Origin of the sequence: Aquincola sp. J276 (genome assembly GCF_024700035.1) — a bacterium.
GTDB classification, from domain to species: domain Bacteria; phylum Pseudomonadota; class Gammaproteobacteria; order Burkholderiales; family Burkholderiaceae_C; genus Aquincola; species Aquincola tertiaricarbonis.
Genome location: NZ_JAJONC010000001.1, coordinates 2,452,523 through 2,472,586, shown reverse-complemented (window position 1 = coordinate 2,472,586; position 20,064 = coordinate 2,452,523). Strand labels below are relative to the sequence as shown.

At 70.4% G+C, this 20,064-nt stretch carries 11 protein-coding genes, 2 tRNA genes and 2 pseudogenes; 9 read left to right on the top strand and 6 right to left on the bottom strand.

The window, feature by feature from the left end; translation table 11 throughout:
- Together LRS14_RS11325 and folE are read right to left on the bottom strand one after the other, a co-directional pair.
- The gene (locus LRS14_RS11325) at positions 1–429 is read right to left on the bottom strand and encodes a BLUF domain-containing protein (RefSeq protein ID WP_046112791.1); all 429 of its coding nucleotides are present in this window, start codon (positions 427–429) and stop codon (positions 1–3) included.
- A gap of 25 nt (positions 430–454) precedes the next feature.
- On the bottom strand, positions 455–1,186 hold the full coding sequence (gene folE / locus LRS14_RS11320; RefSeq protein ID WP_232315336.1) for a GTP cyclohydrolase I: 732 nt from the start codon (positions 1,184–1,186) through the stop codon (positions 455–457).
- Between the two features lie 77 nt (positions 1,187–1,263).
- Here folE and rsmB point away from each other — a divergent pair, with 77 nt between their 5' ends.
- The 6 genes from rsmB to LRS14_RS11290 all read left to right on the top strand — a co-directional run bounded on the left by rsmB (position 1,264) and on the right by LRS14_RS11290 (position 6,489).
- Positions 1,264–2,574, top strand: coding sequence for a 16S rRNA (cytosine(967)-C(5))-methyltransferase RsmB (gene rsmB, locus LRS14_RS11315; protein WP_046112789.1), 1,311 nt, complete (start codon positions 1,264–1,266; stop codon positions 2,572–2,574).
- On the top strand, positions 2,575–3,147 hold the full coding sequence (locus LRS14_RS11310; RefSeq protein ID WP_052736243.1) for a DUF4390 domain-containing protein: 573 nt from the start codon (positions 2,575–2,577) through the stop codon (positions 3,145–3,147).
- A gap of 7 nt (positions 3,148–3,154) precedes the next feature.
- The gene (locus tag LRS14_RS11305) at positions 3,155–5,476 is read left to right on the top strand and encodes an ATP-binding protein (RefSeq protein WP_257799589.1); all 2,322 of its coding nucleotides are present in this window, start codon (positions 3,155–3,157) and stop codon (positions 5,474–5,476) included.
- The gene (locus LRS14_RS11300; RefSeq protein ID WP_046112787.1) at positions 5,454–6,152 is read left to right on the top strand and encodes a response regulator; all 699 of its coding nucleotides are present in this window, start codon (positions 5,454–5,456) and stop codon (positions 6,150–6,152) included. The genes LRS14_RS11305 and LRS14_RS11300 overlap by 23 nt, the downstream gene beginning before the upstream one ends.
- 51 nt (positions 6,153–6,203) lie before the next feature.
- Positions 6,204–6,279 (top strand) — tRNA-Phe (locus LRS14_RS11295).
- 125 nt (positions 6,280–6,404) lie between these two features.
- Positions 6,405–6,489, top strand: a tRNA-Leu gene (locus tag LRS14_RS11290).
- Between the two features lie 54 nt (positions 6,490–6,543).
- Here the strand turns inward: LRS14_RS11290 and LRS14_RS11285 are convergent.
- Positions 6,544–7,926, bottom strand: coding sequence for an APC family permease (locus LRS14_RS11285; RefSeq protein ID WP_257799588.1), 1,383 nt, complete (start codon positions 7,924–7,926; stop codon positions 6,544–6,546).
- 295 nt (positions 7,927–8,221) lie between these two features.
- Here LRS14_RS11285 and LRS14_RS11280 point away from each other — a divergent pair, with 295 nt between their 5' ends.
- The gene (locus tag LRS14_RS11280; RefSeq protein WP_257799587.1) at positions 8,222–10,522 is read left to right on the top strand and encodes a TonB-dependent siderophore receptor; all 2,301 of its coding nucleotides are present in this window, start codon (positions 8,222–8,224) and stop codon (positions 10,520–10,522) included.
- A 3-nt stretch (positions 10,523–10,525) separates the two neighbouring features.
- Here LRS14_RS11280 and cphA (LRS14_RS11275) read toward each other — a convergent pair.
- Positions 10,526–13,088: pseudogene (gene cphA / locus LRS14_RS11275) on the bottom strand (cyanophycin synthetase).
- 17 nt (positions 13,089–13,105) lie between these two features.
- Positions 13,106–15,310, bottom strand: a complete 2,205-nt coding sequence (gene cphA / locus LRS14_RS11270; protein ID WP_257799586.1) for a cyanophycin synthetase — start codon at positions 15,308–15,310, stop codon at positions 13,106–13,108.
- Positions 15,311–15,460: 150 nt separating this feature from the next.
- Here cphA (LRS14_RS11270) and LRS14_RS11265 point away from each other — a divergent pair, with 150 nt between their 5' ends.
- Together LRS14_RS11265 and LRS14_RS11260 are read left to right on the top strand one after the other, a co-directional pair.
- Complete coding sequence (locus LRS14_RS11265) at positions 15,461–17,716, top strand: ABC transporter ATP-binding protein (RefSeq protein WP_257799585.1); 2,256 nt, start codon at positions 15,461–15,463, stop codon at positions 17,714–17,716.
- Positions 17,717–17,718: 2 nt separating this feature from the next.
- Positions 17,719–18,196: pseudogene (locus LRS14_RS11260) on the top strand (DUF1854 domain-containing protein).
- Between the two features lie 23 nt (positions 18,197–18,219).
- Here the strand turns inward: LRS14_RS11260 and LRS14_RS30245 are convergent.
- A complete protein-coding gene (locus LRS14_RS30245) occupies positions 18,220–20,028 on the bottom strand; it encodes a methyl-accepting chemotaxis protein (RefSeq protein ID WP_310740819.1) in 1,809 nt (602 codons plus the stop codon).
- Positions 20,029–20,064 lie beyond the last annotated feature (36 nt).

Below are 20,064 nucleotides of genomic sequence, written 5' to 3'. Positions count from 1 at the left end.
TCAGCCGCGCTCGCCCATGATGGAAGCGGTGGCCACCAGCTCTTCGAACAATGCCATCGACACCTGCCCCGACACCGAATACGGATCGAGCGTGGGCGTCTCCGAATACTTCAGCAGGATGGCCGGATTGAGCCGCTGCAGGTTCACCTGGCCCATCGCCCAGCCGGCGAAGCGGCGCTCGCGGATCTCGGCGTAGTCGAGCAGCACCACGTCGGTGTGGCGGCTGTCGGCCGCGATGCGGTTGTAGAGCTGGTTGACGGCCATGCGCCCGCCCTCCAGCACCTGCATGAAGATGCCCTGCGACAGGCACAGCACGCCGGTGATGCCGTGCTTGGGGTTCTCGGCCTTGCATTGGCGCAGCAGCGTGTGCAGCTCTTCCTGGTCGAGCGACGCCGACGCGCGGCTTGCATACATGAGGCGTACCAGCATCGTGTTCTCCGGGGGTAGGGTGCGGTCAGCCGAGGTTCTTCTTCGACAGCAGCGACAGGAACTCGCGGCGCAGCGTCGAGTCCTTGAGGAAGGCACCGCGCATCACCGAGTTGGTCATCATCGACTCGTCGTCCTTTACCCCGCGCCAGTGCATGCAGAAGTGGTCGGCCTCCATCACGATGGCCAGGCCGTCGGGCTTCACGCGGTCCTGCAATTCGTCGGCCAGCATCGTCACCGCCTCTTCCTGGATCTGCGGCCGGCTCATGATCCAGTCGCAGATGCGGGCGTACTTGCTCAGGCCGATCAGGTTGGAATGTTCGTTGGGCAGGATGCCGATCCACACCTTGCCCAGGATGGGGCACAGGTGGTGCGAGCAGGCGCTGCGCACCTTCACCGGGCCCACGATCATCAGCTCGTTCAGGCGCGAGAAGTTGGGGAACTCGGTCACCGGCGGAATCGGCACGTAGCGGCCGCGGAACACCTCGTCGATGAACATCTTGGCCACGCGGCGGGCGGTCTCGTTGGTGTTGTGGTCGCTCTCGGTGTCGATCACCAGCGACGACAGCACCTCCTGCATCTTGGCCGTCACCTCCGCCTTCAGTTCCTCGATCTCGCCCGGGCGCACATGGGCCGAGATGTTGTCGTTGGCGTGGTAGCGGCAGTCGGCGCCGATCAGCCGGTAGCGGATGCGCTCGGAGGCCGGCAGGCGCGCGAGGTCGTCCTCGCTGGGAAGGATCTTGGGGATGCTGCGTGACATGCTCATTCGGTGCTCCGGCCCTCGTCGGGTTCGAGGCATTGTCTGTTACAGCCTCGGCCCCTGGGTAGACTGCCCCGATGACCCCGCACGCCCTGCCGCTATCCCGCCTGCTCGATCACACGGCCGATGCCGTGATGGCCGTGCGCAGCGGCAAGTCCCTCACCGACGTGATCGCCCGCGTGCCAGCCGATGCCCGCGCCGGCACGCAGGCCCTGAGCTTCCATGCGTTGCGCTGGCTGGGCGGCGCGGTGAAGGTGCGCGAGGCGGTGGCGCCGAAGACGCCGCCGCCCAAGGTGGATGCGCTGCTGGTCACCGCGCTGGCGCTGCTGTGGCCCAGCGATGCGCCGCCCTACAACGACCACACGCTGGTCGACCAGGCGGTGGCCGCGGCCCACCACCGCACGCCCGCCGCGGCAGGCTTCATCAACGCCGTGCTGCGCCGCTTCCTGCGCGAGCGCGCCGCGCTGGTGGCCGCCGCCACGCACGACCCGGTGGGCGCCTTCAACCATCCGCTGTGGTGGATCGACCGCATCAAGCAGGACTGGCCGTCGCAGTGGCAGCCCATCCTGCAGGCCGCCAACCGCCGCCCGCCGATGACGCTGCGGGTCAACGCCCGCCGCGGCAGCGCCGAGGCCTATGCCCATCGGCTGGCCGCGCAGGGCCGCGCCGCCACCGTGCTGGGGCCGCAGACGCTGGTGCTGGCCGAGCCCAGCCCGGTACAGCAGCTGCCCGGCTTCGCCGAGGGCGAGGTCTCGGTGCAGGACGCCGCCGCCCAGCGCGCCGCGCCGCTGCTGGTGCATGGCGACGGCACGCTGCCGCCGCTGCCTGCCGGCGCACGGGTGCTCGACGCCTGTGCCGCCCCGGGCGGCAAGACGGCCCACCTGCTGGAGCTGGCCGACCTCGACCTGCTGGCCATCGACAGCGACCCCACCCGCCTGGGCCGCGTGCAGGAAACGCTGAACCGCCTGCAGCTCAAGGCGCAGGTGGCCGCCGCCGACGCCCGCGACCCGCGCGCCTGGTGGGACGGCCGTCCGTTCGATGCCATCCTGCTCGATGCGCCCTGCAGTGCCTCGGGCATCGTGCGCCGCCACCCCGACATCCGCTGGCTGCGCCGGGCCGAGGACATCATGGCGCTGGCCAAGGTGCAGGCGCAGATGCTGGATGCGCTGTGGCCGCTGCTGGCGCCGGGCGGTCGGTTGCTGTTTGCAACGTGTTCGGTGTTCCGGGCCGAGGGCAGCCAGCAGACCGATGCGTTTTTGCAACGGCAGGGCACCGCCGCGGTGCAGCTGGCGCCGGCATCGCCGGGCCACCTGCTGCCGGTGCCCGACAATCCCGGCGAGGCCGTGGTGTCCGACGGCTTCTACTACGCCCTCTTGCACAAGCCCTGATTGATCCGAACCGTCGTGACCCGCTGCTGGAAGGTCCGCTCCCTGCTGACGGCATGGCTGTTTGCTGCCACCTGCATCGCCTCCTGGGCGCAGGGCGTCGACCTGCTGGAACTGGAAGTGCGCAAGGCCGACAGCGGCCTGGTGCTGGACTACGCCGTGCGCCTGCAGCTGCCCCGCGTGGTGGACGAAGCGCTGCAGCGCGGCGTGCCCATCTACTTCGAGGCCCAGGCCACCACCTACCGTCCCCGCTGGTACTGGCGTGACGAGCGGGTCGGCCGCGCCACGCGCTCATGGCGGCTGTCGTACCAGCCGCTGACGGCCAGCTGGCGCGTCACCCAGGGCGGGCTGCACCAGTCGTACACCTCCTTGTCCGATGCGCTGGCTGCGATCTCGCGCGCGGGCACCTGGCCGATTGCCGATGCGGCGCGGCTCGAAGCCGACCAGCCGGCGTACGTCGATTTCAGTTTCCGCCTGGACACCGGGCAGCTGCCCCGCCCGATGCAGATCGGCATCGGCAGCCTGGCCGAGTGGACGCTGCAGGTGGAGCGCACGGTGCGGATCGAGCCGCAGTGAGGCACCGATGAGCAAGTCTGTCCGCTGGGCCTGGCTGGTGTCGCTGGTCGCCTTCGTCGGCGTGGCGCTGGTGCTCAGCTTCGTGCTGGCCCTCACCACCGACAGCCGCATCTTCTACGAGCGCAACTTCGTCTGGCTGTTCTGGGTGAACGTCACGGTGGCGGCGATGCTGGCGCTGGTGGTGCTGCTGGCGGCGCTGCGGCTGGTGGTGCGGCTGCGGCGCGGCAAGTTCGGCAGCCGGCTGCTGTTCAAGCTGGCCGGCATCTTCGCCCTGGTGGGCGTGGTGCCGGGGGTGCTGATCTACACGGTCAGCTACCAGTTCGTCTCGCGCAGCATCGAGGCCTGGTTCGACGCCAAGGTGGAAGGCGCGCTGGACGCCGGCCTTAATCTGGGCCGCAGCACGCTGGATGCGCTGGTGGTGGACCTGGGCAACCGCACCCGCGCCGCCGCCGATCGCATGGCCGAGACGCGGCTGCAGCCCGACACCCTGCAGCTGGAACGCCTGCGGGAGCAGTTGGGCGCGGAGCAGGTGGCGCTGCTCAATGGCAGCGGCCAGAGCCTGGTGGCTGCCGGTGGCACCGCCGGTGCCTCCATCGCGCCGGAGCGACCCACCGCCCAGCAGATACGCCAGGCGCGCCTGCTGCGCGCGGCCAGCCAGCTGGAGGGGCTGGACGACGAACCCACGCCCGGCGCCGCGCCCCGGGCCCGCGTGCGGGCGCTGGCCCTGGTGCCCAACAACGACATCACCCTGGCCGGCGAAGACCGTTTCCTGCTGGTGGTGCAGGCGGTGCCCACCTCGCTGGCCACCAATGCGCTGGCGGTGCAGAGCGCCTACCGCGAGTACCAGCAGCGCGCGCTGTCACGCGACGGCCTGCGCAAGATGTACATCGGCACGCTGACGCTGGCGCTCATCCTGGCCGTGTTCGGTGCGGTGCTGCTGGCCGGCCTGCTGGGCACCCAGCTGGCGCGGCCGCTGCTGCTGCTGGCCGAGGGCGTGAAGCAGGTGGCGCAGGGCGACCTCACGGCCAAGCCGGTGTCCAGCGCCAGCGACGAGCTGGGCGGGCTCACCCGCAGCTTCGCCGACATGACCGAGCAGCTCGGCCAGGCGCGTGAGCAGGTGCAGCGCGGCGTGGCGCAGCTGGAAAGCGCACGCACCCACCTGCAGACCATCCTGGACAGCCTGACCGCCGGCGTCGTGGTGTTCGACCGTGAACGCCGCATCGAGAGCGTGAACCCCGGCGCCACCCGCATCATGAAGCTGCCGCTGTCGGCCCACGTGGGCCAGCGGCTGGAGCAGGTGCCGGGGCTGGAGGCCTTCGCGATGAGCGTGTGGCAGCGCTTCGAGCTGCACCGCTCCAGCCCTGAAGCCGGCGAGCGCGACCATTGGCAGGATTCGTTCGACCTGGTGCCCACGGTGCCCGAGCGCGACACGCTGACGCTGCTGGTGCGCGGCGCCGTGCTGCCCAACGACGCCCGGCTGATGGTGTTCGACGACATCACCGACGTGGTCTCGGCCCAGCGCTCGGCCGCCTGGGCCGAGGTGGCGCGCCGGCTGGCGCACGAGATCAAGAATCCGCTCACGCCTATCCAGCTGTCGGCCGAGCGGCTGCAGCACAAGCTGGAAAGCAAGCTCGAGGGCACCGACCAGGCGATGCTGGTGCGCTCGGTAGGCACCATCGTGGCCCAGGTGCAGGCGATGAAGCAGCTGGTCAATGAGTTCCGCGACTACGCCCGCCTGCCGGCCGCCAAGCTCGGTCCGCTCAACATCAACGAACTGGTCGGCGAGGTGCTGGCGTTGTATGGTGCGCAGGCCGAGCAGGGCCGCCTGACGGCGCATTGCGCCAGCGGACTGCCGGCCATCATCGGCGACGCTTCGCAGTTGCGGCAGGTGGTGCACAACCTGGTGCAGAACGCGCTGGACGCGGTCGACGAGGCGGCCGACGGGCACGTGGACGTGGTCACCGAGGCCGTGCGCAACGACAACGGCGACGTGCGTGCGGTGCGGTTGAAGGTGCTGGACAACGGGCCGGGGTTCGCCGACAAGGTGCTCAAGCGCGCCTTCGAGCCCTACGTCACCACCAAGAGCAAGGGCACGGGCCTGGGCCTTGCGGTGGTGAAGAAGATTGCCGACGAGCATGGGGCACGTGTGCGCATCGGCAATAGAACGGATGCAGTAGCCGGCTTGAGCGAATTGGCTCAATCGGCAGGCGCGCAAGTTTCGTTATCATTTTCGAACCTCGCCGCCGTACCCGCTGCCGCCGCCACCGTGGTGGTGGCCGGTTCTCCTCCCTGGCGCACTGAGGATCATGGCCACAATACTTGTTGTTGACGACGAACTCGGCATCCGTGCCCTGTTGTCTGAGATCCTGACCGACGAAGGTCATACCGTAGAGCTCGCCGAGAACGCTGCCCAGGCGCGCGCCGCCCGGGAGCGCCGGCGTCCCGACCTGGTGCTGCTCGACATCTGGATGCCCGATGTCGACGGCATCACGCTGCTGAAGGAGTGGGGCAGCACGTCGCAGCTCACCATGCCCGTCATCATGATGAGCGGACACGGCACCATCGACACTGCGGTGGAAGCCACCAAGTACGGCGCGATGGCCTTCCTGGAAAAGCCCATCACGCTGCAGAAGCTGTTGCGGGCGGTCGAAGCCGGCCTGGCCAAGCCCGCGCCGCGCGGCCTGGAAGGCACCGGCCATGGCGGCCTGCCGATGCGCGGCGATGGTGGGTTGACGGTGGAGTCGGCGATGACCGGCGGCCTCGGCCTGCCTCCTGCGCAGCCGCTGCAGCTGGGACCGCAGAGCGAGCAGTCCTTCGACCTCGACCGGCCGCTACGCGAGGCGCGCGACGCCTTCGAGAAGAGCTACTTCGAGTTCCACCTGGCCAAGGAAAACGGCAGCATGACCCGCGTGGCCGAGAAGACGGGGCTGGAGCGCACGCACCTGTACCGCAAGCTCAAACAGCTGGGCGTGGACCTCAGCCGCAACAAGCGCAATGCGCTTTGAACGAGCACAAGAGTTGCGCGATTCTTTTTCCACGCTATACTCGTCAGTCTTGGCCAAGTAGCTCAGTTGGTAGAGCAGCGGATTGAAAATCCGCGTGTCGGTGGTTCGATTCCGCCCTTGGCCACCAAGACATGAAAGCCCCGGAAGGTGCAAACACTCCGGGGTTTTTTATGAGGGGCTGCTTGTCTAGACAAGTTGCGCACACGGTCCCCGAATGCGCAGTTTGTCGTGCTACAGTCGCGGCCCTGAAATGCCCAGGTGGCGGAATTGGTAGACGCACTAGTTTCAGGTACTAGCGGGTAACTCCGTGGAGGTTCGAGTCCTCTCCTGGGCACCAAATCGAAAGAGGGCCGATGCGAAAGCATCGGCCCTTTTGCGTTGTGAGCCGCGTTCAGCGGCGACGCGGCACCAGCACCATCGCGCCCACCGCCAGCACGGCCACGCCGACCAGCGCACCGGCCTTCACATACAGCAGGCTCGACACCAGCAGGTAGCCGCTGCAGCCGCAGAACAGCAGCGGCAGCCACGGATACAGCGGCACCTTGAAGGGCCGGGGCGCCTGCGGCAGCCGGCGCCGCAGCACCAGCACGCTGGCTGCGCTCAGCGTGAGAAAGCCCCAGTACACCGGCGACAGGTAGTCCACCATCGTGGAGAAGCCGCCGCGGGTCACGGTGCCCAGCCCCACCAGCGCCACGGCCACGGTGCCGATGGCCGCGATGGCGGCGGGCGGAATGCCGCGCGACAGGTCCCAGCGAGCCAGCCGCGCGCCCAGGCCACCGCCCAGCCACTGCGCCTGCTGCAGGTCCCGTGCAGCGGCCCAGGTCGTGCGGGCGCCGGCGATCAGCGTCGCGTTCATCACCGTGATGGAGGTGAGGGCCACCGCGGCCACGATCAGCAGTTCGCCAGGGGCGCCGAAGGCCAGCCGCATCAGCTCCGCAGCCGGGGCCTGGCTGTGGGCCAGGCCTTCCAGGCCCAGGCCGCGCAGGTAGGCGAAGTTGGCCAGCAGGTACAGCAGCGTCACGGTGGCCAGGCCCAGCATCAGCGCATGCACGATGCCGCGGCGGCCGTCTCGCATCTCGGCCGAGAGCGTGGCGGCATCGCTCCAGCCGCCATAGGCCAGGAACACGAACACGAAGGCGGTGCCGATCTCGACCTGGCCGGCACGTTCCGGCGCGGCCGTCGGCGTGGCCGGCGGCAGGCCCTGCAGCATCAACCAGGCAGCGGCCACGCCCAGGGCCAGCAGTCCACCGATCACCAGCAGCATCAGGCCCACCTGCGTGCCCAGGCCCACATGCACCCCGCGCAGGTTGAGCAGCGTGAGCGCCACGATCACCGCGGCGGCGAACAGTGCCGGCGCATACGCACCCAGTGCCGGGCCCAGCCAGGGGTCCAGCCGGACGACCTGGCTGAAGTAGTCGCCGAAGACGAAGGCCAGCAGCGCCATCGAGCCGGTGTGGATGACCGCGAAGCGCGACCACGCGAACAGGAAGCCGGTGCGTTGCCCGAAGGCCAGCCGCAGGAAGTGGTAGTCGCCGCCCGCATGCGGAAAGGCGGCGGCCAGTTCCGCGAAGCACAGTGCGCCGATGAAGGACAGCAGGCCGCCCAGCGCCCAGGCCAGGTACAGCGCCTGGTCGCTGGCCAGGCTGCTGGCCACCATCGGGGAGGTCTTGAAGATGCCGGCTCCGATCACCATGCCGACGCACACCGAAACCGCATGGCGCACTTGGAGATGTCGTTCGGGCGCCGACGCGGCAGGGTTCGGCGGCGGTGTCATGGGCGCGCAGGTTAGCCGCGAACCCCGCTCCGGCATGCATCGAGCCGCCGCATTTGCATATGCGCGACGCTCAGTGGCCGAGGCGGCGCGCCGCGGCTACGCTCGCGGCCTTTTGCCGACTGCCCACCGGCCCGCCGTCCCGGGGCTGATCCTTCCCGCATCCTTCCATGACGACGCTGCCGCCCACCCAACCCCCGTTCCACCGCTTGCTGCTGAGCCTGGCCGTGGCCGCCGCGGCCGCCCCGCGGGGGCCCAGACCACCACGACCGAAGCCACCGGGCCCGACGCCGTCATCGTGACCGGCACCCGCACGCGCGATCGCACCGTGCTCACCGCCACCTCGCCCATCGACGTGCTGCATGCCGATGACCTGCGCCGTGCCGCCGGGCCGGAGGGCTCGCTCGCGGCCGCGCTGCAGGTGCTGCTGCCTTCGTTCAATTTCCCGCGCCAGTCCAACTCCGGCGCCGCCGACCATGTGCGCGCGGCGCAGCTGCGCGGCATGAGCCCGGACCAGGTGCTGGTGCTGGTCAACGGCAAGCGACGCCACACCAGCGCGGTGGTGAACCTGGAGTCCAAGACCGGCAAGGGCACCAACCCGGTGGACTTCAGCGCCTTGCCGCTGGGCGCGATCAAGCGCGTGGAAGTGCTGCGCGACGGCGCGGGCGCGCAATACGGCTCCGATGCCGTCGCCGGGGTCATCAACGTCATCCTGGACGATGCGGCGCAAGGCGGCGAGGCGGTGGCCACCGGCGGTGCCTACCGCACCCGCTTTGCGCCCACCGGCCAGCGCCTCACCGACGGCCAGGCCACCGAGCTGCAGCTGGAGCACGGCTGGCGCCTGGCGGAAGGCTTCTTGCGCGCGGGCGTAGAGCTGGGCCACCGCAATGGCACCAACCGCGCCGGCCTGGACGGGCTGCCGTTCTTCGAAGCGCAGACCGAAGCGAACGTGGCCATGCAGGGCCGCCGCAACTACGTGGCCGGCGATCCGGAGACCGACAAGCAGGCGCTGTGGCTGAACGGCGCGCTGGCGCTGGATGGTGGCCACCAGGCCTATGCCTTCGGCACCTGGAGCCGGCGTGACAGCGTCGGCGCTGCCTACTTCCGCTATCCCGACAGCGAAGCCAACCCGGGGCGGCGATATCCGCAGGGCTACCGGCCGGAGACCATCGGCCGCAGCGACGACCTCTCGCTGGTGGCCGGCGTGCGCGGCCCGCTGGTCGGCTGGGAGCTGGACACCAGCCTGGCCTATGGCCGCAACGACTTCCGCTTCGGCGTGCGACGTTCACTCAATGCCTCGCTGGGCGACGCCAGTCCCACGCGCTTGGATTTGGGCCGCCACGCGTTCAGCCAGCTGGGCGCCAACCTGGACCTGAGCCGGCCGCTGGCCATCGGGCTGGCGCGCCCTGCCACGCTGGCGGTGGGCGCCGACCTGCGCCGCGAGGCCTTCCGCAGCCAGGCCGGCGACGAAGCGTCCTGGATCGCCGGTCCGCTGCAGGCGCCGCCCGGCGCGCAGGCCGGCCCGGGCCTGGCGCCGGCGGACGAGGCGGACCGTTCGCGCCGCGTGGCCGGTGTGTATGCCGACCTCTCGGCCGATCTGGGCGAGCGCTGGTTCGCCCAGGCGGCCACCCGATACGACCATTACAGCGACGCCGGCGGCGCCGGCACCGGCAAGCTCTCCGCACGCTGGCAGCCGGCACCGCAATGGGCGCTGCGCGGCGCCCTGTCCAGCAGCTTCCGCGCGCCGTCGCTGGCGCAGTCCGCCTTCAGCTACAGCGTGGCCAACTATGGCGATGGCGGCGTGCTGTCCCAGGTGCGCACGCTGCCGGTGGACAGCGAGGCGGCACGGGGGCTGGGCGCTCGGCCGCTGAAGCCGGAGCGTTCACGCCAGGTCGGGCTGGGCCTGACCGCGCAGCCGCTGCGCGGCATGTCGGTCACGCTGGACGTGTACCGCATCGACGTGAAGGACCGCATCACGCTGTCCGAACGCTTCAGCAGCCCCGCGCTGAGCGCGCTGCTGCCCGGCGTGGAGGGCGTCAACTTCTTCACCAATGCGGTGGACACCCGCACCCGCGGCGCCGACCTGGTCGCGCAGTGGCAGGGCAAGGCCGCGCAGGGCGACCTGCAGCTGAGCGCCGCGGCCTCCGCCTCGCACACCCGCATCCGCCGCACCGAGCCGCTGCCGGCCGCCTTGGCCGGCCTGGGGGTCAGCGGCCTGCCGGTGGGCCTGGAAGAGGCCAACACGCTCACCACCGCCGCACCGCGGCAGCGGCAGGTGTTCAGCGCACAGTGGACGGGCGCGGCCTGGGGCGGCCTGCTGCGCGCCACCCGGCATGGCAAGACCACCCGGGTGTTCGACTTCGGCGACGGCTTCACGCCGACGCAGACCTATGGCGCCACCTGGCAGCTGGATGCCGAGCTGGAATGGCGCCCCACGCGGCAATGGGCGCTGGCGGTGGGTGGCCTGAACCTCACCAACCGCTACCCAGACCGGTCCAGCGACGACATCGCCTACTTCGGCAACCTGCCGTACGACGTGCTGTCGCCCATCGGCTTCAACGGGGCTTACTGGTACGCCCGCGCCCGCTACAGCTTCTGAGGCTCAGCCGGCCTTGATGCGCTGGTCCAGGTGGGCCAGCGCTTCCTCCACCTGGTCCACCAGCACCAGGCACAGGTCGCCGGGCTGCAGTCGGTCCAGCGCATGGTCGATGGCGATGAACTCGCCGCGGATCTCTTCCACGTGCCGGGTGCGGCGGGCCTGCGACAGGCCTTCGCGCAGCAGCGCCATCACCTCGCCGTCGGCGCGGCCGCGCTGGGCGGCGTCCTGGTACAGGATCACCTCGTCGAAGGCGTCGCCCAGGATCACCGTCTGGTCGCGGATGTCCTGGTCGCGGCGGTCGCCGGCACCGCTGATCACCACGCTGCGGCGCTTGCCCGGCATGGCGTCCACCGCCTGCACCAGCGCGCGCATCGCGTCGGGGTTGTGGCCGTAGTCGGCGATCACGGTGGCGCCGCGGAAGTCCATCACGTTGAAGCGGCCGGGCGCGTTGTGCGCATCGTTGACGAAGCTGGCCAGGCCGCTGCGGATGGCCGCCAGGTCCAGGCCCAGGCCCCAGGCCGCGGCCACCGACGCCAGCACGTTCTCCACCTGGAAGCCGATGGTGCCGGCGCGCGTCAACGGCAACGTCGCGCAGCGAGATGCTTTCGCGCCAGCTGCCTTCGGCCACCACCACCGAGCCGTCGTCCACGTACACGGTGCGGCCGCCCTGCGCGCGGTGCGTGGCCATCACCGGATGGTGGCGGTCGGCCGCGAAGAAGATCACCTTGCCCGGCGAGGTGGCGGCCATCTGCGCCACGATGGGGTCGGCGGCGTTGAGCACCGCATAACCGGTGGGCGCCACGTTCTGCACGATCACGCGCTTGAGCACCGCCAGGTCTTCCACCGTGGTGATGTAGTTCAGCCCCAGGTGGTCGCCGGCGCCGATGTTGGTGACCACCGCCACCTGGCAGCGGTCGAAGCCCAGGCCTTCGCGCAGCACGCCGCCGCGGGCCGTCTCGAACACGGCGGCGTCCACGTCGGGATGGGCCAGCACGTTGCGCGCGCTCTTCGGGCCGCTGCAGTCGCCGCTGTCGATCTGCCGGCCTTCCACGTACACGCCGTCGGTGTTGGTCATGCCCACGCGGTAGCCGTCGCTGGCCAGCAGGTGGCCGATCAGGCGCGCGGTGGTGGTCTTGCCGTTGGTGCCGGTGACGGCCACCACCGGGATGCGGCCGTCTTCACCGGGCGGGAACAGGTGGTTGATGATGGCCTCGCCCACCGCACGGCCCTTGCCGTACGAGGGCGACAGGTGCATGCGCAGGCCGGGTGCGGCATTCACCTCCACCACGCCGCCGTGCTGGTCCTCCAGCGGCTCCAGCACGCCTTCGCACACCACGTCCACGCCACAGATGTCCAGGCCGATCATGCGGGCCGCAGCCACCGCGCGCGCGGCCACCTCGGGGTGCACGTCGTCGGTCACGTCGGTGGCGGTGCCGCCGGTGGACAGGTTGGCGTTGTTGCGCAGGATCACGCGCTGGCCGATGGCCGGCACCGACTGCTCCGTCAAACCCTGCTCGGCCAGCCGCGCCACCGCGATCTCGTCGAAGCGGATCTTGGTGAGCGAGGTGGCATGACCCTCGCCGCGGCGCGGGTCGGCGTTCACGCGGTCCACCAGCTCACGCACGGTGTGCTCGCCGTCGCCGATGACGTGCGGCGGGTCGCGCCGGGCGGCGGCCACCAGCTGGTCGCCCACCACCAGCATGCGGTAGTCGCAGCCGGGCAGGTACTTCTCGACCATCACTGTTCCGTATTCCTCGGCGGCGCGGTATGCCACCTCCAGGTGCTCGCGGCTGACGATGTTCACCGTCACGCCCTTGCCCTGGTTGCCGTCCTGCGGCTTCACCACCACCGGCAAGCCCACTTCCTGGGCCACGGCCCAGGCGTCGTCGGCACTGTCCACCGGGCGGCCGATGGGCACCGGCACGCCGGCCGCGCGCAGCAGCTTCTTGGTCAGGTCCTTGTCCTGGGCGATGGCCTCGGACACCGCGCTGGTGGAATCCACCTCCGCGGCCCAGATCCGGCGCTGCTTGGCGCCCCAGCCGAACTGCACCAGGCTGCCTTCGGTCAGCCGGCGGTACGGAATGCCACGCGCCAGGCCGGCGTTGACGATGGAGCCGGTGCTGGGGCCCAGGCGCACGTCCTCGTCCTTCTCGCGCAGGCGGTGGATGGCGGCATCGATGTCGAAGTCGGTGCCTTCCAGCGCGGCGGTGACCAGCAGGTGCGCCTCTTCCAGCGCCATGCGGCCGACGGCTTCCTCGCTGTACTCCACCACCACCTGGTACACGCCTTCGTCCACCGTGGCCGAGGTGCGGCTGAAGGTGACGGGGCAGCCGGCCTCCTTCTGCAGCGCCAGCGCGGCGGCTTCCAGCACATGGGCCAGCGACGCCGCGCCGGTGCTGGGCCGCAGCGCGCCGATGGCCGGGAAGCGCTGGCGCACGCGGTCCTCGAAGTCGTCGCGCTGCGAGAGCGTCAGCGCCTTGTCCGAGCATTTGACGATCGCCTCGATGGCCGTGTTGCGGGTCCAGAGGTTGGGGCCGCGCAGCGCGCGAATGCGGGAGACTTGCATGGGCTTGGTGCGGAAGGTCAGGCGGCGGTGGGCACGTCGGCGGCGAAGGTCTCGATGCCGGCGATCATCAGGTCGGGCGGAACATCCTGGGCCCAGGCCGCGGCGATGGCCGCCAGCAGGGCTTCGGTGTCGATGGGGTCGTGCGCGGCGCCGCGGCCCAGCGCCATGCGCTGCACCGGCGCCAGCCGCGTCTCGGCGCTGCCGGTGGCCAGCACCACGCGGCCGTCGCGCACGAACACCGCGCGGCCGCCGCGGGCGCCGGTGCCGCGGTGCTTGTCGATGGCGATGAGCTGCGGGTCCATGCCGTAGAGGATGGTGTCGCCATCACACAGCTCGGCCAGTGCGGCCACGCGCTCGTCGGCGGCGTTCAGCACCGCGGTGCCGTGCGACAGCACCACGTCCACCTGCGTGCGCAGCACCTTCACCAGCTGCTCGGCCTCGAAGAAGTCGTGCTGCGCCAGCGGCTCGCGCAGCGCCTCGGGCAGGTCGAGGTCGGTGACGATGCCCACGTCGCAGCGGTCGTAGGCCAGGCCGTCGTTCAGGATCTCGACCGGGCCGTTCTCGATCACCGCGGTGTCCACGCTGCGGCTCATCAGCAGGCGCTGGGCGCTGTCCCAGCGGGTGGCGTCGCCGCCTTCCACCCGACGCCGCTCGAGGAACAGGCCCTCGCGACAGGCCAGGCCCACGTGCCGGCCGCTGAGCTGCAGCAGCCAGGCCACCAGCCGCGCCACCAGCGCGGTGTTGCGGGTGCCGGCCACGCCGACGATGGGAATGCGGCCGTCCTCGCCCTCGCGGAACAGGTGGTCGACCACCGCGCGGCCCACCGGCCGCGGCATGCCCACCGCGGGCTTCAGGTGCATCAGCAGGCCGGGGCCGGCGTTCACCTCGACGATGGCGCCACCCTGCACATGCAGCGGGCGGCGGATGTCCTCGGCCACCAGGTCGATGCCGGCGATGTCCAGGCCCACCACCCGTGCGGCCAGCGCGGCCACGCGCGCCACCTCGGGATGCACGTCGTCGGTGCAGTCGATGGCCACGTTGCCATTGCGCTGGATCAGCACGCGGCGGCCGGCCTCGGGCACCGACTCGGGCGCCAGCCCCTGGCGCTGCAGCAGCAGCCGGGTGACGGCGTCCTTGTCCAGGTTGATGAACTCCAGCGGGAACTCCTCCGCCTCGCCGCGGCGGGGGTCGGTGTTGAGCTGGCTGTCCACCAGCGCGCGCACGGTGGCCTCGCCGTCCGCGGTGATCCACAGGCTCTCGCCGCGGGCGGCGGCCACCACCTCGTTGCCCACCACCAGCAGCCGGTGCTCGTCGCCGCGGATGTAGCGCTCGACGATCACGCCGCTGCCTTCGGCATCGGCCACCGTCCAGGCGGCCTCGACTTCCTCGCGGGTGTTCAGGTCCAGGCTCACGCCGCGGCCGTGATTGCCGTCCAGCGGCTTCACGACCACCGGCAGGCCGATGTCCTCGGCCGCTTCCCAGGCCTCGGCCGGGCTGTCGGCGGTGCTGCCTTCGGGCACCGGCACGCCGCAGCCGGCGATCAGGCGCTTGGTCAGGTCCTTGTCGCCGGCGATGTTCTCGGCAATGGCGCCGGTCTTGTCGGTCTCGGCCGTCCAGATGCGGCGCTGGCGCATGCCGTAGCCCAGCTGCACCAGGTTGCCGCCGTTCAGGCGGATGTGCGGGATGCGGCGGTCGGTGGCGGCCGACACGATGGACGCGGTGCTGGGGCCGAAGTAGGTGTCGTCCAGCTGGTCGCGGATCTGCGCCACCGCGGCCGGCACGTCGAACGGCTCGTCGTTGATCGCGGCCATCAGCAGCCGATGACCGCAGGCCAGCGCGGTGCGCGACACATGCTCGTCCCGTGCGCGGAACACCATGCGGTAGACGCCCGTCTGCGAGGTGCTGCGCGTCTGGCCGAAGCCAGTGGCCATGCCGGCCAGGTTCAGCAGCTCGATCACCACATGCTCCAGCACATGGCCCATCCAGGTGCCTTCGTGCAGCCGCTGCAGGAAGCCGCCGCGCTCGCCCACGCCGCAGTGGTGCTCGACCAGCGCCGGCAGCAGCGCCGACAGCCGGTCGTTGAAGCCGGGCAGCAGGTTGGAGGGATGGTTCTCCAGCTCGCCGAGATCGAGCCAGGTTTCGAGCACGGGGCGGTAGGTCCAGATGCTGGGCCCCCGCAGGTAGTTGATGCGCAGCAGCCGGATGTCTTGGAATTTGCTCATGGGTCCGCAGGGGGTTGTGCCGCGAGGCCGGGTGGTCTGAGGGGATTGTGCGTCGTGCGACGGCCGCCTTGTCGGCCGGCGGCCGCGTTGGTGCGTTGCGGGCATGGTTCAGAATCCGTCTGCCTGGCCATCGCCTGGGCCGGCCTGCCGATGCAACCCCTCCAAGAACAATCACTCACCGTCGGCGCGCCTGGCGCGTCTTCCCTGATCACCGCCCTGCCTTCGCTGCTGGCGAGCGACGAGAACGTGCTGGCCACGCTGGAGGTTGACCTCGATGCCCGCCAGCGCTTCGCGCCCGGCCTGCTGGTGCTCACCGACCGTCGGCTGATGGCGGGCAGCGCGGACGGCTGGGCCGAGTGGCCGCTGGCAGCCGACCTGCACCTGCGGCATACCGACCATGCCGGCGTGGGCACCCTCGAGCTGCACGACCACCAGCGCCGGGTGGCCCAATGGCGCTTCACGCTGGCGGTGAACGTCCAGGCCCTGCAGTGGATGGCGCAGGTGGAGCGGCAACTGGCGCGGCTGCACCGTGGCGAGCCCGACGACGCGGACGCCGATGCCTTCGAGCCCGAAGATTTCAGCCGCGAGGCGGTGGAGGTGCCTTCCACCTGGGTGCTGCTGCGGCTGGGCCGCTTCGCGCGGCCGTACCGCAAGCAATTGATCGGCGGCTTCCTGCTCACGCTGGCCAGCACCGCGGCCACGCTGGTGCCGCCCTACCTCACCATCCCGCTGATGGACGATGTGCTGATCCCGTTCCAGAACGGACAGCAGATCGATTCCTGGCTGGTGTTCTCGCTGCTGGCCGGGCTGCTGGGCTCGGCGGTGCTGGCCTGGGGGCTGGGCTGGGCACGCACCTGGCTGTTGGCGCTGGTGTCCGAACGCATCGCGGCCGACTTACGCACCGCGGCCTTCGAGCACCTGCTGCGCCTGTCGCTCGACTATTTCGGCGCCAAGCGCACGGGCGACCTGATCGCGCGCATCGGCTCGGAAACCGATCGCATCAGCGTTTTCCTGTCGTTGCATGCGCTGGACTTCGCCACCGACGTGCTGATGATCGGCATGACCTCGGCCATCCTCTTCTCGATCAATCCGTGGCTGGCGCTGGTCACGCTGATACCGCTGCCTTTCATCGCCTGGATGATCCACCTGGTGCGCGACCGGCTGCGCACCGGCTTCGAGAAGATCGACCGCGTGTGGGGCGACGTCACCAACGTGCTGGCCGACACCATCCCCGGCATCCGTGTGGTCAAGGCCTTCGCGCAGGAGCGCCGCGAGGCCGATCGCTTCAAGGCCGCCAACCGCCTGAACCTCGCGGTCAACGACCGGCTCAACAAGACCTGGTCGCTGTTCTCGCCCACCGTCTCGCTGCTCACCGACGTCGGCCTGCTGGTGGTGTGGGCCTTTGGCATCTGGCTGGTGTCCGACGGCAAGATCACCGTGGGCGTGCTCACGGCCTTCATCGCGTACATCGGCCGCTTCTATACCCGGCTGGATTCGATGAGCCGCATCGTCTCCGTCACGCAGAAAGCCGCCGCCGGTGCCAAGCGCATCTTCGACATCCTGGACCATGTGTCCAACGTGCCCGACCCCGAGCAGCCGGTGCCGATCACGAACCCGCGCGGCGGCATCCGCATGCGCGGGCTGGGCTTCCGCTATGGCAGCCGCTCGGTCATCCGCGGGCTGGACCTGGACATCCGCCCCGGCGAGATGATCGGCCTGGTGGGCCACAGCGGCTCGGGCAAGAGCACGCTGGTGAACCTGATCTGCCGCTTCTACGACGTGACCGATGGCGCCATCGAGGTGGACGGCACCGACATCCGCCGCTTCGGCGTGGCCGACTACCGGCGCCACATCGGCCTGGTGCTGCAGGAGCCGTTCCTGTTCTTCGGCACCATCGCCGAGAACATCGCCTACGGCCGGCCCGAGGCCAGCCGCGAGGAGATCATCGCCGCCGCCCGCGCGGCCCATGCGCACGAGTTCATCCTGCGGCTGCCGCACGGCTACGACTCGCTGGTGGGCGAGCGCGGCCAGGGCCTGTCCGGCGGCGAGCGCCAGCGGATCTCCATCGCCCGCGCGCTGCTGATCGACCCGCGCATCCTCATCCTGGATGAAGCCACCTCGTCGGTGGACACCGAGACCGAAGGCGAGATCCAGAAGGCGCTGGACAACCTGGTGCAGGGCCGCACCACCATTGCCATCGCGCACCGGCTGTCCACGCTGCGCAAGGCCGACCGGCTGGTGGTGATGGACCGCGGCCGCGTGGTGGAAGTCGGCCCGCATGATGAGCTGATCGACAAGCAAGGCCACTACTGGCGGCTGTATGAGGCGCAGGCGCGGCGGGTGGACGCCGACGACGTGCCGCCCGAGCGCGAGCCCGCCCATGCAGCCCATCCTGCAGGAGCCTGAGCATGGCCACGCTTGAAGACTTCCAGTTGCAGCGCGACGGCTTCGGCCGGCTGGTGCTGACCACTGCCGACGGCATGCGCCACGAGGGCGTGCTGCCGGTGCGGGCGTTCCCGCTGGCCGCGCCCGACGAAGGCATCTCGTTGGTGAATGCGGAGGGCCGCGAGGCGGTGTGGATCGACCGCCTGGCCGCGCTGCCGGCGCCGGTGCGCGCACTGATCGCCGAGGAGCTGGCGCAGCGCGACTTCTCGCCGAAGATCCAGCGCATCCGCACCGTGTCCACCTTTTCCACGCCCAGCCCTGTGGGAGGTGGACACCGACCGCGGCCCCACGCGCTTCGAGCTGAAGGGCGAGGAGGACATCCGCCGCGTGGGCAATGACGGCATGCTGATGATCGCCAGCAGCCACGGCATCTTCTTCACCGTGCCCGACTGGCGGGCGCTCGACCGCGGCTCCCGCCGACTGCTCGAACGCTTCCTGTAGAGCGCAGCAAGCCTGGTGGCCCGTCAGGTCTTGAAGCCGGCCACCACCTCCGCCAGCCGGTCGGCCTGCTGCTTCAGGCTCTGCGTGGCGGCGGCCGATTGCTCCACCAGCGCGGCGTTCTGCTGCGTCATGCGGTCCAGCTCGGCCATCGCGGTGCCCACCTCGCCGATGCCGTGGCTCTGGTCGGTGGTGGCCGCGGTGATCTCGCCGATGATGTCGGTGACGCGCCGCACGCTGTGCACGATGTCCTGCATGGTGCTGCCGGCATCCTGCACCAGGCGGGCGCCGTCCTCCACCTTGCCCACGCTGTCGCCGATCAGCACCTTGATTTCCTGCGCGGCCGAGGCCGAGCGCTTGGCCAGCGAACGCACCTCGGCCGCCACCACCGCGAAGCCGCGGCCCTGCTCGCCGGCGCGCGCGGCTTCCACCGCGGCATTGAGCGCGAGGATGTTGGTCTGGAAGGCGATGCCGTCGATGGTGCCGATGATGTCGACGATCTTGCGCGAGCTGTCCGAAATGGCCTCCATCGTCGTCACCACCTGGCCCACCACGTTGCCGCCGCGCAAGGCCGCATTGGCCGCGCTGGAGGCCAGGCCATTGGCCACGGTGGCCGACTCGGCGGTCTGGCGCACGGTGCCGGTCAGCCGGTCCATGGAGCTGGCGGTGAGCTGCAGGTTGGCGGCCGTCTGCTCGGCCCGGCCCGAGAGGTCTGCGTTGCCGGCGGCGATCTCCGACGCCGCGGTGTTCACCAGCGCGGTGGCGCCCCGCACGCCCTGCAGGATGGCGGCGATCTTGTCCGCGAAGGCATTGAAATGCCGGCCCACGTCGGCCAGCTCGTCGTTGCCGTTCGTGCTCAGGCGGCGCGTCAGGTCGGCCTGGCCGCTGGCGATGTCGCGCAGCGCGGCACGCAGGCGGCGCAATCGACGCAGCAGCAGCTGGGTCAACACGCCCAGCGCCACCGCCGTCATGGCCAGCACCACCAGGCCCAGCACGCCCAGGGTGGTGCCCACGGCGGCAAAGCCCTCCAGCGCGTCGGCCTGGTCCACGGCCACCAGCAGCGTCCAGTCGGTGCCGGGAATGCTGCGGGCGGTCATCCAGTACCCGCGCTCGCCGATCTGCATCGCCACGAAGGCATCGGCCGAGCGCAGCGACGCCAGCTTGTCCGGCCGCAGGTCGGGCGACAGGGCCGTGGCCGGCTGCAGCGCACGGTCGGCGTCGGCATGCGAGACGATGAGGCCCGACTGGTCGACCACGAACCCGAAGCTGTTGGGCGATGGCCGGATGGCCTTGACTGCGTCATTCACCTCGCGCAGCGGAATGTCGCCGGCCACCACCGCCGCCAGCTCGGTGCCCCGGATGACGGGCGCAGCGAAGGTCACCACCAGCTGGCCGGTCTGCGCGTCGCGGTAGGGCGCGGTGAGCACGGCCTTGCCCGCGGCAGCCGCGGCCTGGTACCAGGGCCGGGAGGTGGGGTCGTAGTTGGCGACCGTGTTCTGCGGCTTGGAGAACACCGCCCGCTTGTCCGGATAGCCGGCATAGGCGGTGTCGAAGGCGCCCGACTGCCGCAGCAGTTCAAGCGCCGGAGCGGGATCACCGGTCAGCGCGGTGGGGACCATGGCGCGCAGCACGCCGGTCTTGTCGGCCACCCAGGTGGCGATGCCGCTGGCATAGCTGTCGGCCAGGGCGCCTGTGCTTTTTTCCAGCACGCCATACAGGGCGTTGCGGGTGGTCCAGAAGCCGCTGGCGGTCAGGATGGCCATCGAGATGGCCACGGTTGCCACGGAGGCGGCGATGAGCTTGCCAGGGATCGACAGGCGTTGGAGAAGGTTCATGCGCGGTTTGCAGGAGTGCTAGCCAAGAGGGACCCG